The sequence below is a fragment of the Methyloferula stellata AR4 genome, assembly GCF_000385335.1.
Classification (GTDB): domain Bacteria; phylum Pseudomonadota; class Alphaproteobacteria; order Rhizobiales; family Beijerinckiaceae; genus Methyloferula; species Methyloferula stellata.
This window is the reverse complement of record NZ_ARWA01000001.1, coordinates 3605229-3620498: the sequence shown is the minus strand read 5'-3', so window position 1 is coordinate 3620498 and position 15270 is coordinate 3605229. Positions and strand designations below refer to the sequence as shown.

12 protein-coding genes are annotated in these 15270 nt (G+C 59.6%); 8 read left to right on the top strand and 4 right to left on the bottom strand.

Features of this window, described 5'->3' with window-relative positions:
* Positions 1-53: 53 nt before the first annotated feature.
* Positions 54-1037 carry an N-acetyl-D-Glu racemase DgcA gene (dgcA, locus tag A3OQ_RS0117880; RefSeq protein WP_020176803.1) on the bottom strand — a complete coding sequence of 328 codons (984 nt, stop codon included), beginning with the start codon at positions 1035-1037 and terminating at the stop codon, positions 54-56.
* A gap of 158 nt (positions 1038-1195) precedes the next feature.
* Between dgcA and A3OQ_RS0117875 the strand changes: the two genes are divergently transcribed.
* From A3OQ_RS0117875 to gpt, 3 genes are all read left to right on the top strand, one after another.
* Positions 1196-1912, top strand: coding sequence for an MgtC/SapB family protein (locus tag A3OQ_RS0117875; RefSeq protein ID WP_020176802.1), 717 nt, complete (start codon positions 1196-1198; stop codon positions 1910-1912).
* 129 nt (positions 1913-2041) lie between these two features.
* On the top strand, positions 2042-2791 hold the full coding sequence (locus tag A3OQ_RS0117870; protein WP_020176801.1) for a competence/damage-inducible protein A: 750 nt from the start codon (positions 2042-2044) through the stop codon (positions 2789-2791).
* Positions 2791-3297: a xanthine phosphoribosyltransferase gene (gene gpt / locus A3OQ_RS0117865; protein ID WP_020176800.1), complete on the top strand. Its 507-nt coding sequence runs from the start codon at positions 2791-2793 to the stop codon at positions 3295-3297. Before A3OQ_RS0117870 ends, gpt begins: the two co-directional genes overlap by 1 nt.
* Before the next feature lie 3 nt (positions 3298-3300).
* Here gpt and A3OQ_RS0117860 read toward each other — a convergent pair whose 3' ends face one another.
* The 3 genes from A3OQ_RS0117860 to A3OQ_RS0117850 form a co-directional block, all read right to left on the bottom strand.
* Positions 3301-4245, bottom strand: a complete 945-nt coding sequence (locus A3OQ_RS0117860; protein WP_020176799.1) for a GDP-L-fucose synthase family protein — start codon at positions 4243-4245, stop codon at positions 3301-3303.
* Between the two features lie 92 nt (positions 4246-4337).
* Complete coding sequence (gene gmd, locus A3OQ_RS0117855; RefSeq protein ID WP_020175437.1) at positions 4338-5396, bottom strand: GDP-mannose 4,6-dehydratase; 1059 nt, start codon at positions 5394-5396, stop codon at positions 4338-4340.
* Positions 5397-5576: 180 nt separating this feature from the next.
* On the bottom strand, positions 5577-6950 hold the full coding sequence (locus A3OQ_RS0117850) for a glycosyltransferase (RefSeq protein ID WP_161607354.1): 1374 nt from the start codon (positions 6948-6950) through the stop codon (positions 5577-5579).
* Between the two features lie 487 nt (positions 6951-7437).
* On the opposite strand from A3OQ_RS0117850, the gene A3OQ_RS0117845 reads away from it, so the two are divergent.
* The 5 genes from A3OQ_RS0117845 to A3OQ_RS0117825 all read left to right on the top strand — a co-directional run bounded on the left by A3OQ_RS0117845 (position 7438) and on the right by A3OQ_RS0117825 (position 15193).
* Positions 7438-9198 carry an acetolactate synthase 3 large subunit gene (locus tag A3OQ_RS0117845; RefSeq protein WP_026595984.1) on the top strand — a complete coding sequence of 587 codons (1761 nt, stop codon included), beginning with the start codon at positions 7438-7440 and terminating at the stop codon, positions 9196-9198.
* Position 9199: 1 nt separating this feature from the next.
* On the top strand, positions 9200-9763 hold the full coding sequence (gene ilvN, locus A3OQ_RS0117840) for an acetolactate synthase small subunit (protein WP_026595983.1): 564 nt from the start codon (positions 9200-9202) through the stop codon (positions 9761-9763).
* Between the two features lie 95 nt (positions 9764-9858).
* On the top strand, positions 9859-10878 hold the full coding sequence (gene ilvC / locus A3OQ_RS0117835; protein WP_020176795.1) for a ketol-acid reductoisomerase: 1020 nt from the start codon (positions 9859-9861) through the stop codon (positions 10876-10878).
* A gap of 262 nt (positions 10879-11140) precedes the next feature.
* On the top strand, positions 11141-13462 hold the full coding sequence (locus A3OQ_RS0117830) for an NADP-dependent malic enzyme (RefSeq protein WP_020176794.1): 2322 nt from the start codon (positions 11141-11143) through the stop codon (positions 13460-13462).
* Positions 13463-13708: 246 nt separating this feature from the next.
* On the top strand, positions 13709-15193 hold the full coding sequence (locus A3OQ_RS0117825) for a CYTH and CHAD domain-containing protein (protein ID WP_020176793.1): 1485 nt from the start codon (positions 13709-13711) through the stop codon (positions 15191-15193).
* Positions 15194-15270 lie beyond the last annotated feature (77 nt).

Below are 15270 nucleotides of genomic sequence, written 5' to 3'. Positions count from 1 at the left end.
GCGCCTGGATGCGCGGGTCAAGCCCGCGCATGACGCGTCGGAAATATGATGCTTTACCCCCATAAATCGGCTGTCGGCGGATAGAGGATTGAGCCCTCATATTTCAGCCCATGCGGCCGGTCCTGCGCAAGCAGCAAAGGCCCGTCGAGATCGACGAATCTTGCCCGAGGCGCCAGAAGAAGCGCCGGCGCCATGGCGAGCGAGGTCGACACCATGCAGCCGATCATGAGGCCGAAGCCCAAAGCCTCCGCCGCGTCGGCAAGCAGAAACGCCTCGGTGAGACCGCCGGTCTTGTCGAGCTTGATATTGATCGCATCATAGCGCGCGCGCAAAGCCTCCAGCCCATGCCGGTCATGCACGCTTTCGTCGGCGCAGACTGGCACGATGCGCTCGATTTTTTCGAGTGCGCTATCGTCGTCCGCGGGTAAAGGTTGTTCGACGAGGCGCACGTCCGCTTTGGCACAAGCCTCCAGATTTTGTCCAAGATTGGCAGGCGTCCAGGCCTCGTTCGCATCGACGATGAGGGCACTCTCCGGCGCGGCGCCATGCACCGCCGCGATGCGCGCGGGATCGCCGTCGCCTGCGAGCTTGATTTTGAGCAGCGGGCGATGGCTTGCCGCGCGCGCTGCTGCCGCCATCGCTTCCGGGGTACCAACCGATATGGTGAAAGCCGTCGTGACGGGCGAGAGCCTATCGAGTCCGGCGAGGGTAAAGGCGGCTACGCCAGCGATCTTGGCTTCGAGATCCCATAAAGCGCAATCCACCGCATTGCGCGCTGCGCCGGGCGGCAGAAGCGCCTGGAGCGCTTGCCGCTCGAGGCCGTCTTCGATCGCACCGCGAAGGCTTTCGATTTGGGCCATGACGCTCTCGACGCTTTCGCCATAGCGGGCATAAGGCACGCATTCGCCGCGCCCCCTCGCTTCACCTTGCGAGATTGCCGCGACAACCACGACGGCCTCCGTCTTGGCGCCGCGGGCGATAACGAAGGCGCCCGCGATGGGATAATGCTCGACGCAGAGAGCGAGCTTGCGGGCCAAGCTGTGTGACAAGAGGGGCTCGATTCAAAATATAACTGTTACAAATCTTGTATAATCGGACCGCTGTTTCCCGGCCAGCCTTGAAAGTGCATGCTGACCGGAAATGCTATCGATTCGCGCCTCCTCTGTGACCGCGCGGCGGCTGGCGAGGATGAGGTTTGCAAAGCTTGGCGACGTTCCATCTGGGCGACATGGCCGACACATTCGTGTCGCTGGCCTCGGCTTTCGTGCTCGGCACCGTGATCGGCGCGGAGCGGCAATATCGCCAGCGCACGGCGGGCTTACGCACCAACGCCCTGATCGCGGTCGGCGCGGCGGCCTTCGTCGATCTGGCTATGGACATCAACGGCAATCCCGGCGCGACGCAGGTTTTGGCCTATGTGGTATCCGGTGTCGGCTTTCTGGGCGCAGGCGTGATCCTCAAAGAAGGAACGAATGTGCGCGGCCTCAATACAGCGGCGACGGTTTGGTGTTCCGCCGCGGTCGGGGGATGCGCCGGGGCCGACAGGGTGGCGGAGGCCATCGTGCTCACTATGTTCGTTCTCGCCGTCAACACGTTCTTGCGGCCGCTCGTCAATTTCATCGAGCGCATTCCGATCAACGAGAAGGCGGCGGAAGCCACCTATCAAGTGCATGTAACGGTGAATCAGGAGATGCGCGACGATGTGCGCGATCTGCTCGTCGAAAAGCTCGATGCCGCGGCCTATCCGGTCCGGGAGATAGAAGTTCTCGAACGCGGCGAAGACGAGGTCGAATTGATCGCGACCCTTGCCCCTACGAGTGTCGATGCCGGCGAACTCGACGCCATCACGACGGCTCTGGAAGAGGCGCCCGGCGTCGCCTATGCGACCTGGACCTCGCGCACGACCGATTGAGCCGAATCAGCTCTATTCACAACTTCGGCAAATGCGTCTTTCCTAAGCAGCCTTGGGCTCTATCGTATTGAATTTGAAGGGGTCGAATCCCGGACTATTTTATGCTAGCAAACGTCCGGAGATCTATTCATGACGCAGGCGGCGACCATCGTGACCGCGGCGGCTCTCGTCATAGGCGACGAGATCCTGTCGGGACGCACGAAGGACAAAAATATCGGCGCAATCGCCGATTTTTGCACGAATATTGGCCTTGATCTGCGCGAAGTGCGGATCGTCCCGGACGTGACGGAGGCTATCGTCGCGGCCGTCAATGCGCTGCGCACCCGCTATGATTATGTGTTTACGACCGGCGGCATCGGGCCGACGCATGACGATATCACGGCCGACGCGATGGCCGCCGCCTTCGGCGTCGAGATTTACGAGGACCCGCGCGCCATCGAGCTTCTGCTGCAATTCATCAAGCCCGAAAATTTGAACGAGGCGCGCCGCCGCATGGCACGCATCCCGCGCGGCGCCGATCTCGTTATGAACAGGGTCTCGAAAGCGCCGGGCTTTTGGATCGAAAACGTGATCGTCATGGCGGGCGTGCCCTCCGTTGTGCAGGCCATGCTCGAAGATGTCGGACCGCGCCTTTCGACCGGCGCTTTGACGATCGCCGAGACGATCGAGGTGGGCAATCTGCCGGAAGGCACTTACGCGGCCGAACTGGCTGCCGTTGCCATATCGAACCCGGCCTTGTCGATCGGGTCCTATCCGTCCGTCGTCGACGGCAAATTCCACAATCAGATCGTCGTGCGCGGCAAGGACGGTGCTTTGGTGGCGGAAGCGGTCGCCGTCATCAGCACATTCGTGTCGCGCTTGCACGCCGAACGGGTGTGATGCTTATGGCATCCGATCAGCCGGCAAAAAACACTCTGACGATTTCCTGGGACCAGTTTCATCGCGATGCCCGTGCGCTCGCGGCGCTGCTGCGCGCCGCCGGCCCTTTTTCGAGTCTGGTCGCCGTCACCCGCGGCGGCCTGACGCCCGCGGCCATTGTCGCGCGCGAACTCGATCTGCGCTGCATCGAAACGATTTCGGTTGCGAGCTATGTGGCTGAAACGGTTCAGGGCGATGGCCGGGTCGTCAAGGAGATCGCACCGGCCTTCATCGCGGCCGCCGTGGGCGCCAAAGTGCTGGTGATCGACGACCTCGCCGATACGGGCGAGACGCTGAAGCTTGTGCGCCAGATCCTGCCCTCGGCCCATGTGGCGACGCTTTACGTCAAGCCCGCCGGCAAGCCGCTGGTCGATACATTCGTGACGGAAGTGCCGCAGGAGACCTGGATCTATTTCCCCTGGGATCTCGGCTTGCGCTTCGAACCGCCGCTGGTGGATGGCCATTAAATACTACCGCCGGATCTTATCCTGATTGGCGGCATACCAATCGAATGTCGCCTTCAATCCTTCCGGCAATTCCGTCTTGGCCTTCCAGCCGAGGCCCTGCAGCCTCGTGACATCATAACTGCGGTCGAGCTGGCCGAGCGGTTTCGACGTATCCCACACGATCTTTCCGGCAAAGCCGGTGACCTCTTTCAATGTTTCGGCGAGCAGGCGGATCGTCCGATTGCGGCCGGTCGCAAGATTGTAAATGCCGCTGCCCTTTTCCGCCGCCGCGAGGAAACCTTCCGCTGCGTCATCCGAATAAAGAAAGTCCCGTGTCGGCGTCCCGTCGCCCCAAATCATAATTTCGGGACTCTTGTCCGCGCAGGCCTGGTGAAAGCGCGCGATCAGCGATGGCACGACATGCCCATGCTTTTGATCGAAGCGGTCGTTTTGACCATAGAGATTGGTACAGATCAGATAGGCGAAATCGATACCATGTTGCTGGCGATAGGCTTCGAGCTGCGCGAGCATGAAGCGCTTGGCGTGACCATAGGGGGCTTCCGATCCATGCGGAGCGCCCTGCCAAAGATCGTCCTCGCGCATCGGCTTTGGCACTTGATCCGAATAGATCGCGGTGGTGCCGGCGCAGATGATCTTTTTGACGCCCGTTTCGCGCGCGGCGTCGATGACGTTCAAATTGATTCTGGCGTTGGCATAGAGCGCATCTGCGGGAAAATTCAGATTGCCCTGGACGCCGGCGACCCAGCCAGCGAGATGGATCACGAGCGTCGGGCGCGCAGTGGCGAAAAAACGGCGGACGTCGGATTCGCTCAAAAGGTCGCAGTCAGCCCGGCCCGGTGCGAAGACCTTCTCGATGCCGCGCTGCCGCAGGCTTTGCAAAAGCGCGGTGCCGAGCACGCCGCCCGAGCCGGTGACCAGAATGGTTTCGGATTTGAGATCGTGCGTCACCCTTCGATCCTTAAATCACGATCCTGAAAAATGCAGCGTTTCCGGATGGGATGATGCGTTATAACAAAGGCCGAAGGAAGCGGCGGAGCGCATTAAGCGAAGCCGCGCTTTTTCATGACGACGAGATCATTGGCGACCATTTCCGCGACAAGCTCCTGGAATGTTGTCTGATGTTTCCAGCCGAGTTTGGTAAAGGCCTTGGTCGGATCGCCGATCAGAAGATCGACCTCCGTCGGCCGGAAATAGCGCTTGTCGATCTCCACGACGACTTTGCCGCTCTTCATGTCGATGCCATGCTCATCGGCGCCTTCGCCCTTCCAGGCGATCTCGCGCCCGACTTCCTTGAAGGCGAGCTCGGTGAATTCGCGCACCGAATGGGTTTCGCCGGTCGCCAGAACATAATCGTCCGGCTCCGCCTGCTGCACGATGCGCCACATGCCCTCGACATAATCGCGCGCATGGCCCCAGTCGCGCTTGGCATCGAGATTGCCGAGAAAGAGCTTCTCCTGCAGGCCCAACTCGATCGCCGCCACCGCCCGGGTGATCTTGCGCGTGACGAAAGTCTCCGCCCGCGTCGGGCCTTCGTGATTGAACAAAATGCCGTTCGAGGCATGCATGCCGTAGGCCTCGCGGTAATTGACCGTGATCCAATAGGCATAGAGTTTCGCCACGCCATAGGGCGAGCGCGGATAGAAAGGCGTGGTCTCGTTCTGCGGCACGGCCTGCACCTTGCCGTAGAGTTCCGAGGTCGAGGCCTGATAGAAGCGGCATGTCTTCTCCATGCCGAGAATGCGGATGGCTTCCAATAGGCGCAAGGTGCCGAGCCCGTCGGCATTGGCCGTATATTCCGGCGTCTCGAAGCTGACGAGCACATGGCTTTGTGCGGCGAGATTATAGATCTCGTCGGGCTTCACCTCCTGGATCAGGCGGATGAGATTGGTCGAATCCGTCACATCGCCATAATGCAGAAAGAAACGCAGATCGGGCGTATGCGGATCCTGGTAGAGATGATCGACGCGATCGGTATTGATAAGCGACGCGCGCCGCTTCACGCCGTGAACGATATAGCCCTTCGCGATCAGCAATTCGGCGAGATAAGCGCCATCCTGGCCGGTGACACCGGTGATCAATGCGACTTTCGGAGCGCTCATTTCGCTCTATGTCCTTATCTGTTGGCAACCGCCTGCGTGGCATGAATATGAGAGAAATTTGCGGATGGTCGCGTCCATTGCGCCTTTAAAGCCGTTCTTCCGCCGGAGATAAAGCCGCTTCTTTACGGCTGTGCAAGTCTTGCCGGCGAAAATGTCAAACCCGGGTCGCCTCAGCCGAGCCTATCCCTGATGCCGCTTGGCATGGGTTTCAAGCAGGACATCGACATAGGAATCGCCGCTGTGTTTTTGCGCGAAAGACGCGGCGCGCTGCATCGCGCGGGTCTTGCAGTCGGCAAAACGCGACACCAGGCTTTGGATCGCAGTCGCAAATCCTGCGCTCGTGTAAGTCTCGAAGGTTTCACCTTCGGCGTCGCCATGCAGGATGCTTTGACCGATCGATGTCATGGCCGTTGCAACGACCGGACGCCCGGCTGCGACCGATTCCGTATAAATCGCCGAACCGCGCGAGCCGTAAACCGCGGGATCGTAGGGCAAGAGCAGAACATCGACCTCGTTCATTTCGCGATAATAATCGTCGCTGCTCATGACGCCTTCGAGAAGCTTGATGCCCTCCATCTTGCGCAGTGTCTGTTCCGTCTCGATCGTGCTGCGCTCCCACATGCCGTGCTGGATCTGGATAACGAATTCCACATTCTGATGCTGCTGCCGGCAGGCCTCGATCGTGTCGGGCAGAAGATGAAAGCCTTTTTCGGTTTTCGAATAGCCGAAGAAGCCGAGTTTGATCGGCGCGTTCTCGGCTGGAGGCGTCTTCACCGCCGGCGTCCCGATAGCGAATGGAATCGGCAGCCAATCTGTCTCGATGGCAAATTCCTTGAGAAACAGATCATGCTGGACGTTATTGTCCGTCATGAAGAAGAGACATTGATTGGTCAGCGGTGCGGCCCGATCGAAGGCTTCGCGATAAAGCCGCTCGCCATGGATCGATATGCCGTTCCAAGGAGTCCAACTCGGCGGAAACATCAATTGGCAGATCACGGAGGGGCGTTGATCCGGCGGCAGCGCCTTCAAATGGCTCAAAAGTCCGAAGATCTGATTCTGCGATATGCCCGGAATGACGACGATATTATCGCGGTTCCAGATGTCGGCGGGCAGCCTTGCGAGATCCTTTTGAAATCGCCAATTGAGGAAATTCACGATTTTGAGTTCGGTCCAGGATAGGCCCCAGGTCGGTTTATCGCCGCCGAATGCCGTCGCGCGATGAACGAAGCCTAGAATATCGACCAGGCCCGAATGATCGTAAAGCGACCAGCCGAAATGCGGGATTGCACCCGTCTCGGCGACGATCTGCTTCTCGACCGCTTTAGTGCCGAAGAGCCGATAGGGGAGATTGCGCGAAGACAGCGATCGGATGACTTCCTTGGCCAAATGATAAGAGTGGCTACCGCGTCCGATCAGGCCATTGTCCAGCACGATCACTTCCATGGGCCGCGTCGCATCGCGCTTCGTGCCATCTGGTGCCTGACGATCGGCCGGTGCGCTCTCGGAACCCTGGGCCGAAACAATGTTCAAGCCTGTTGCTTCCGCGTCTCTCAATTTTGTCTCCAAGAAATTTTGTCCCAAAATTCCGTCTTGGGACAAGATGGTCCAGGATCTGACGACCATTTGAACCTTGGCATCCGACCGGGAGGCCGGCGGGTGATTTTGTGAAGTCCCAGCTTGCCCGATAAACGGAACGTGAGCTACTAAAACATGCAGGGCGCCACGTTAGGGTTTTTTCGCAAAAACAACCAGATGCAAACAAGCTTGGACGGACGTGGAAAAATTCCGGCTAAAGCTTGTGCAGGCTCCGGTTGACCCTGCGAGTTTGTTCGGTTACATCTATCTCAGTAGAATATATTGATGGCGGGATATTGACTTTGCACATTACGTTGATCGTATCCATAGCGCTGGGGACGGGACGGAGATAGGCTCCGGCTTCCCGAACTGGCGCATATCCGAGGCCCTCAGGGGCCTTTTTTATTGCTCTGAACGCTTCTGCGTCGAACCATGCTAACCTGTTGAATTCTCGGAGATGAGCGAGATGGCGAAAGAAATGACCGGAGCCGAGATGGTGGTCGAAGCCCTGAAGGATCAGGACGTCGACTGTCTGTTCGGCTATCCGGGCGGCGCGGTTCTGCCGATTTACGATGCCTTGTTTCAGCAGAATCATGTCCGGCACATCCTCGTGCGGCACGAGCAGGGTGCGGCACATGCGGCGGAAGGCTATGCGCGCTCGAGCGGCAAGGTCGGCGTACTCCTTGTGACGTCGGGACCCGGTGCGACAAATACGATCACCGGCCTGACCGACGCCTTGATGGATTCCATTCCGTTGATCTGCATCACGGGGCAGGTTCCGACGCATCTCATCGGCTCCGATGCTTTTCAGGAATGCGATACGGTCGGTATCACCCGCCATTGCACCAAGCACAATTATCTCGTCCGCTCGATCGAGGATTTGCCCCGCGTGTTGCACGAGGCCTTCTACGTCGCGCAGAACGGCCGTCCGGGGCCGGTCGTCATCGATATTCCGAAGGACGTGCAATTCGCCACGGGCGCCTATATCGGGCCGCAGCATATCGAGCATCGCACCTATAAGCCGCAGCTTTTCGGCGACTCGGCCAAGATCGAACAGGCGGTCGCCATGATGGCCGTGGCGCGGCGGCCGGTCTTCTATACGGGCGGCGGCATCATCAATTCGGGGCTCGAGGCCTCGAAACTCATGCGCGAACTCGTCGCGCTGACGGGCTTTCCGATCACTTCGACGCTGATGGGTCTTGGCGCCTATCCGGCGTCTGGCAAGAACTGGCTCGGCATGCTCGGCATGCACGGCACCTATGAAGCCAATAATGCCATGCATGATTGCGATTTGATGATCGCGGTCGGTGCGCGCTTCGACGATCGCATCACCGGCAGGCTCGATGCCTTTTCGCCGGGATCGCGCAAGATTCATATCGATATCGACCCGTCCTCGATCAATAAGAACGTGAAGGTCGATCTCGGCATCATCGGCGATTGCACGCATGTGCTTCAGCAGATGATCGAAGTGTGGCGCCACCGCGGCTATAAGGCCGACCCAGTGCATCTCGACACCTGGTGGCGCGAAATCGACACCTGGCGTGCGCGCAAATCGCTTTCGTTCAAACAATCCGACAAGGTGATCAAGCCGCAATATGCGGTGCAGCGCCTCTACGAATTGACCAAAAACCGAGACACCTACATCACGACCGAAGTCGGTCAGCATCAGATGTGGGCCGCCCAGCATTTTCATTTCGAGGATCCGCATCATTGGATGACGTCCGGTGGTCTCGGTACGATGGGTTATGGGTTGCCGGCGGCGATCGGCGCGCAGCTCGCCCATCGCGATGCACTCGTCGTCGATATCGCGGGCGAAGGCTCGATCCTCATGAACATGCAGGAAATGTCGACGGCGGTTCAATATGATCTGCCGGTGAAGATTTTCATCCTCAACAATGAATATCTCGGCATGGTGCGGCAATGGCAGGAATTGCTGCATGGCGGGCGCTATTCGCACAGCTATTCGGAAGCGCTGCCGGATTTCGTCAAGCTCGCCGAAGCCTATGGCGCGCATGGCATCAGATGTTCCGACCCGGCCGATCTCGACGCGGCCATTATGGAAATGATCGACACGCCGAGGCCGGTCATCTTCGATTGCCTTGTCGACAAAACCGAGAACTGCTTGCCGATGATTCCATCAGGCAAAGCGCATAATGAAATGATCCTGCCCGATACGGATGAAGATATCGGGGCCGTTATCGATTCCGAAGGCAAGATGCTGGTGTGACATGAACGCACTCACTAATCCCCCTGCCGCGCCCCTCTCGCCTTATTCTTCGGCGGTTGGGAAATCCAATATAGAAACCCATACTCTGTCGGTGCTCGTCGACAACGAGCCGGGCGTGCTCGCGCGGGTGGTCGGATTGTTTTCCGGCCGCGGCTACAACATCGAGAGCCTGACGGTTGCCGAAGTCGCGCATGCCGAACATTTGTCGCGCATCACGATCGTGACCTCCGGCACGCCGGAAGCGATCGAGCAGATCGGCCATCAATTGGAACGTCTGGTGCCGATCCATCGCGTCACCGATCTCACCTTGACAGGCGGGGCGGTCGAGCGCGAACTCGCGATGATCAAGGTGGCCGGCCGTGGCGAAGACCGGGTCGAGGCCTTGCGTCTGGCCGAAGCCTTCCGGGCACGCGTGATCGATGCCTCGATCGAAAGTTTCGTCTTCGAATTGACAGGCGCCGTCACCAAGATCGATCAATTCATCGAATTGATGCGGCCGATCGGTCTCGTGGAAGTGTCGCGCACCGGCGTCGCCGCCATTTCGCGCGGACCGAAAGCGATGTAAAGCCGGACGTGAAACACGCTTGAAACACGCGTTAGGTGAAGTGATCGGAGCCAAGCTCCAGGTTTGTATTCGTTGAAAAGAGGAAACGGGAAAACATGCGCGTTTATTACGATCGGGATGCCGATATCAATCTGGTCAAGGGCAAGAAGATCGCCGTTGTCGGCTATGGCAGCCAGGGCCATGCGCATGTGCTCAACTTGCGCGATTCCGGAGCCAAGGACGTCTGCGTCGCCTTGCGTGAAGGCTCGGCCACCGCGAAGAAGGCGCAAGGCGAGGGCCTCGACGTCAAATCGGTCGCCGATGCGGCGAAATGGGCCGACATCGTCATGATGCTGACGCCGGACGAATTGCAGGGCGATATCTATACCGAGCATCTTGCAGGCAATCTGAAGCAGGGTGCCGCGCTCGCTTTCGCGCATGGGCTCAACATTCACTTCAATCTGATCGAGCCGCGCCCCGATCTCGACGTCATCATGATCGCGCCGAAGGGCCCCGGCCATACCGTGCGCTCGGAATATAAGCGCGGCGGCGGCGTGCCCTGCCTTGTCGCCATCGCGCAGAACGCTTCCGGCAACGCGCATGATTTGGCACTTTCTTACGCTTCCGCCATCGGTGGCGGCCGCGCCGGCATCATCGAGACGACTTTCAAGGAAGAATGCGAAACCGATTTGTTCGGCGAGCAGGTCGTGCTCTGTGGCGGCCTCGTCGAATTGATCCGCAACGGGTTCGAGACGCTGGTCGAGGCCGGTTATGCGCCGGAAATGGCCTATTTCGAATGCCTGCACGAAGTGAAGCTGATCGTCGATCTCATCTACGAGGGCGGCATCGCGAATATGAATTATTCGATCTCGAACACGGCCGAATATGGCGAATATGTCTCGGGGCCGCGCATCGTAACCAAGGACACCAAGGCCGAGATGCGCCGCGTGCTCGACGATATCCAATCCGGCAAATTCACTCGCGATTGGATGCTCGAGAACAAGGTCAATCAGACCTCGTTCAAGGCGACGCGCACGAAGACCGCGCAGCATCCGATCGAGGAAGTCGGCGCCAAGCTGCGCGCGATGATGCCCTGGATCAGCGCCAATAAGCTCGTAGACAAAGCGAAGAACTGAGGCTCTGTCCTTCCGCAGTCTAGACTGCAAGTGTCAGACAGAGCTATCGCTGTCGTCTGGCCACTCGCCGAATGGCGGGTTAGAGCGCCCTCGTCCTTCGAGGCTCGCTTCGCTCGCACCTCAGGATGAGGGCTAAGGCTTTGTAACTCTGAAAGCCCTCATGCTGAGGAGCGCTCCGTCAGGAGCGCGTCTCGAAGCACGAGGGCGTGATCGAGCGTTTCTCTGGAAGCTGCTGAAAATTTCAAGGGCTGGGCCTTTCGCCATGACCGAACCATTGTCCCCGGAGCTGACCGCCGACGCGCTGAATTTTCATCGCGCGCCGCGGCCTGGGAAACTCGAGATCCAGCCAACGAAACCGCTCGCCAACCAACGCGATCTGGCGCTCGCCTATTCGCCGGGTGTGGCGGCTGCCTGTCTCGCGATTGCCGCCGATCCCGCACAAGCGCGTGAGCTCACGATCAAGCAAAATCTTGTGGCTGTCATCACCAATGGCACGGCCGTGCTTGGCCTCGGCAATATAGGACCTTTGGCGGCGAAGCCCGTCATGGAAGGCAAGGCGGTTCTGTTCAAGAAATTCGCCGGCATCGATGTTTTCGATATCGAGGTCGCGGCGACCGACGTCGACAAGCTGGTCGAAGTCGTGGCGGCGCTGGAGCCAACCTTCGGCGGCATCAATCTCGAAGATATCAAGTCGCCGGAATGTTTCGAAGTCGAGCGCAGGCTCCGCGAGCGGCTGTCGATTCCGGTGTTTCACGACGACCAGCACGGCACTGCCATCATCGTCGGCGCGGCCATTTTGAACGGGCTCGAATTCGCCGGCAAATCCATCGCCAATGCGAAGATCGTGACATCGGGCGCGGGCGCCGCCGCGCTCGCCTGCCTCGATCTTCTCGTTCTGCTCGGCGCCAAGCGGGAAAATATCTTCGTCACCGATATCGAAGGCGTCGTCTATAAAGGCCGCACCGCGCTCATGGACCCATGGAAAGAGGTCTATGCGCGCGAAACCAATGCGCGCAGCCTCGGTGACGTGATCGGCGGCACGGATGTGTTTTTAGGTCTGTCGGCGGGCGGCGTTTTGAAGCCGGCCATGCTGAAGGACATGGGTGAGAAGCCCTTGATCATGGCGCTCGCCAATCCCAATCCCGAGATCGACCCGGCGGAGGCCGTTGCGGCGCGGCCGGACGCTATGATCTGTACGGGGCGTTCGGATTATCCGAACCAGGTCAATAATGTTCTCTGCTTTCCTTATATTTTCCGTGGTGCACTCGATGTCGCGGCCTCGACCATCAATGAGGCCATGAAGCTTGCCGCCGTGCGCGCCATCGCCAGCCTTGCTCGCGAAGCGCCGTCCGATGTCGTCGCCAAGGCCTATGGCGGCGAAGCGCGGCTCTATGGCAAGGATAATCTCATTCCGTCGCCTTTCGATCCGCGTCTGATTCTGCGGATCGCACCGGCGGTTGCGCGCGCGGCCATGGAGACCGGCGTCGCGAGACAGCCGATCAAAGATTTCGACGCCTATGACGAGCAGCTCTCGCGCTTCGTCTTCCGCTCGGGCTTCATCATGAAGCCCTTGATCCAGGCGGCGAAGGCCAACCCCAAGCGCGTCATCTATGCCGACGGCGAGGACGAGCGCGTGCTGCGCGCGGTGCAATCCGTCGTCGAGGAAGGAATCGCCAAGCCCATTCTGATCGGCCGACCGGAGGTCATCGAGACACGCCTCAAGCGCTATGGCCTGTCGCTCAAGCGCGGCGCCGATTTCGAGCTCATCAATCCGAATGATGATCCGCGCTATCGCGATTATGTCGCGACCTATCTCGCCTGTGCGGGACGGCGCGGCGTCACGCCCGATGGCGCCAAGCTGATCGTACGCACGAGCGCGACGGTGATCGCGGCGCTCGCACTGAAGCGCGGCGACGCCGATGCGATGCTTTGCGGGTTGGACGGGCGTTTCAAGCCCAGAGCCAAGCATATCAAGGATATCATCGGGCTCGTGCCCGGCGCGACCGATGTCTCCGCCATGAGCTTGATGATTACTAATAAGGGCGCCTTCTTCATCGCCGATACGCATGTGCGCTATGAACCGACCGCGGCCGAAGTCGCGGAAATGGCGCTGATGTGCGCCGATCACGTCCGCCGCTTCGGGCTGGTGCCGAAGATCGCGCTCGTGTCGCATTCGGATTTCGGCTCCGAGGATACGGATTCGGCCATGAAGATGCGCGCGGCTCTGGCTATCCTGCGCGATACCGCGCCGGAGCTTGAAGTCGATGGCGAGATGCAGGCCGATTCGGCTCTGTCTCAGATGATGCGCGATCTTGTCTTGCCGGCCTCCCGGCTCAAGGGCGACGCCAATGTGCTGATCATGCCCAATCTCGATTCGGCCAACGCGGCCTATCAGATCACCAAAGTCATGGCAGATGCCCTGCTGGTCGGCCCGATCCTGGTCGGCGCGGCGCAGCCGGCCCATATTCTGACGCCGTCTGTGACGGCGCGCGGCATCGTGAATATGACGGCCTTGTCGGTTGCCGAGGTGCAGAGCAACGAGGCGCGGGCGGCCAAGGATCCCGAGCATCTTGTCGCGATTTAGGCTAGAGTCACGATCTAATCGTTAAGCCGTCATTGCGAGGAACGATAGGGCGCGCTTTGCGCGCCCTATCGAAAATATAAAATACGCTCGGCTAAAAGCCGAGCTATGGCTCCGAAGCAATCCATGCAGTTGCGGGGGCGATTGCCCTGGATTGCTTCGCTTCGCTCGCAATGACGGTCCTCTGATTGCGCAATGGTCAGGGCCTGACCCTGGTCTAGGCTGCCTCTTTCAAAGCTTGAGGGAACCGTGTCTCGAGATCGCGCTTTCAAACTGAGATTTGAGATTTCGGCCGAGGATCATGACCGCATGCGGGCGATCTTCTTCGCGCCCGACGCGGCCGAGGTCGAGAAAAGCCGCATCCTCAGCGTCTATCTCGATACGCCCGATGCGGCCTTGCACGAACAGGACCTGATCTGGTGTTTTTCCCGCAAGGACAAATTTCGGGACGGCCGGCTGAAAACCGGCGAATGGCGTCTCGATAGCGAGAGCGACGCGCGGTCCTTCGTCAAAAAGAACCGGCTTCGCGACCGTATCGGCGGCGCCTTCACGATGCGCGTCGATCGCGAGCTTGTTTTGCATCGCCGGGCGCAGGCTGCGATCGAGATTAGCTTGGAGCGCACCAGTCTTCGCAATGGCGATCAATCCACAACACTATCCGAAGCTCAATTTACCTTGCGGGACGGCGAGGCGGAAGAGCTTGTGCGTCTCGTATCGGAGGTCCTGCCGCAGGCCGTGCCGGCGACCGCCTCCATGTCCTATATAGAGCGCGGTTATGCGCTCGGCGGCGTGGCCTCGCCGCCGCCTTCCGGAAGCGACGGCTCGAAGCTCGGTAAGACCATGCGCGTCGCCGACGCCTTTCGGCTCATCGCGCGCGAAGAGACCAACCGTGCCTTGGCCGCATTAGATCAGGCGCCGAGCATCCAGCAAAATATTCATGCGGTGCGCCGCATCCAAAGCGCCTTTCGCTTTTTTGCAGGCAGCTTCGATGCTCAAACCCAGGGGCCGGATGCGCGGCCTTTCACCCAATTGGAGGCGGTGCTTGAGAAAGCCTATGATCTCGACAGGATTCTGACGGATTATGTGCGGCCAGCCGCGCTGCGCGGCCGCTGGGACGGCGTATTGAGCCTCATCGCAAGGGTCGAAGAAAACCGGACGCGGGCCTATGGCATTTTCGCGCAGAGCTGGCCGGCAGCCCGCGTCAAAAATCTATTTGCCGAAGTGTCCGCATGGCTGGACATGCAGGTCCCGGCGTCGGTTGCCGGCAGCGAGGCTCTATCGGCCTATCTCGCGCGTGAATTGACCAAGGCCGTCGATGAGATTCAGGTGCTTGGCGCAAATTTGCAGAGCTTTGGAATGGGCAAAGCCAGAGCCGAAGATCTGCATCCTCTCGCCGAGGCCGTCGGGCGGCTTCAGGAGGTCGTGAGCTTCTTCGAACCGCTTGCGACCGGCAAAGCCTTCAAAAGATGGACGGCGCTGCAAGATGCGCTCTCCGATCTCAAAGCTCTGCTCGATAAGGAATATCAACTCGCCGTCGCGCAGTCACTTATTGCCGATGCCGCGTCGCATATTGCGCGTCTAAAGCAGACCAAGACGCAAGCGGCCCATCTCTATGCGGCTGGCGCGCTGGCGGGCTTTATGGAGGCTTTGAAGGAAGAAGGGCCGGAAAAGGCGCTGAAAGAGGCCCTGACCGCGCTTTCGGAGGTCAAACCCTTCTGGGCAAAGATCGACTAAAGATCTGGCCTTGCCTCGACTTCGCCGCAGCCTGCTTTTAAGAACGAAGACTCTGACGCAGCCTCAGTCTGCGCGAA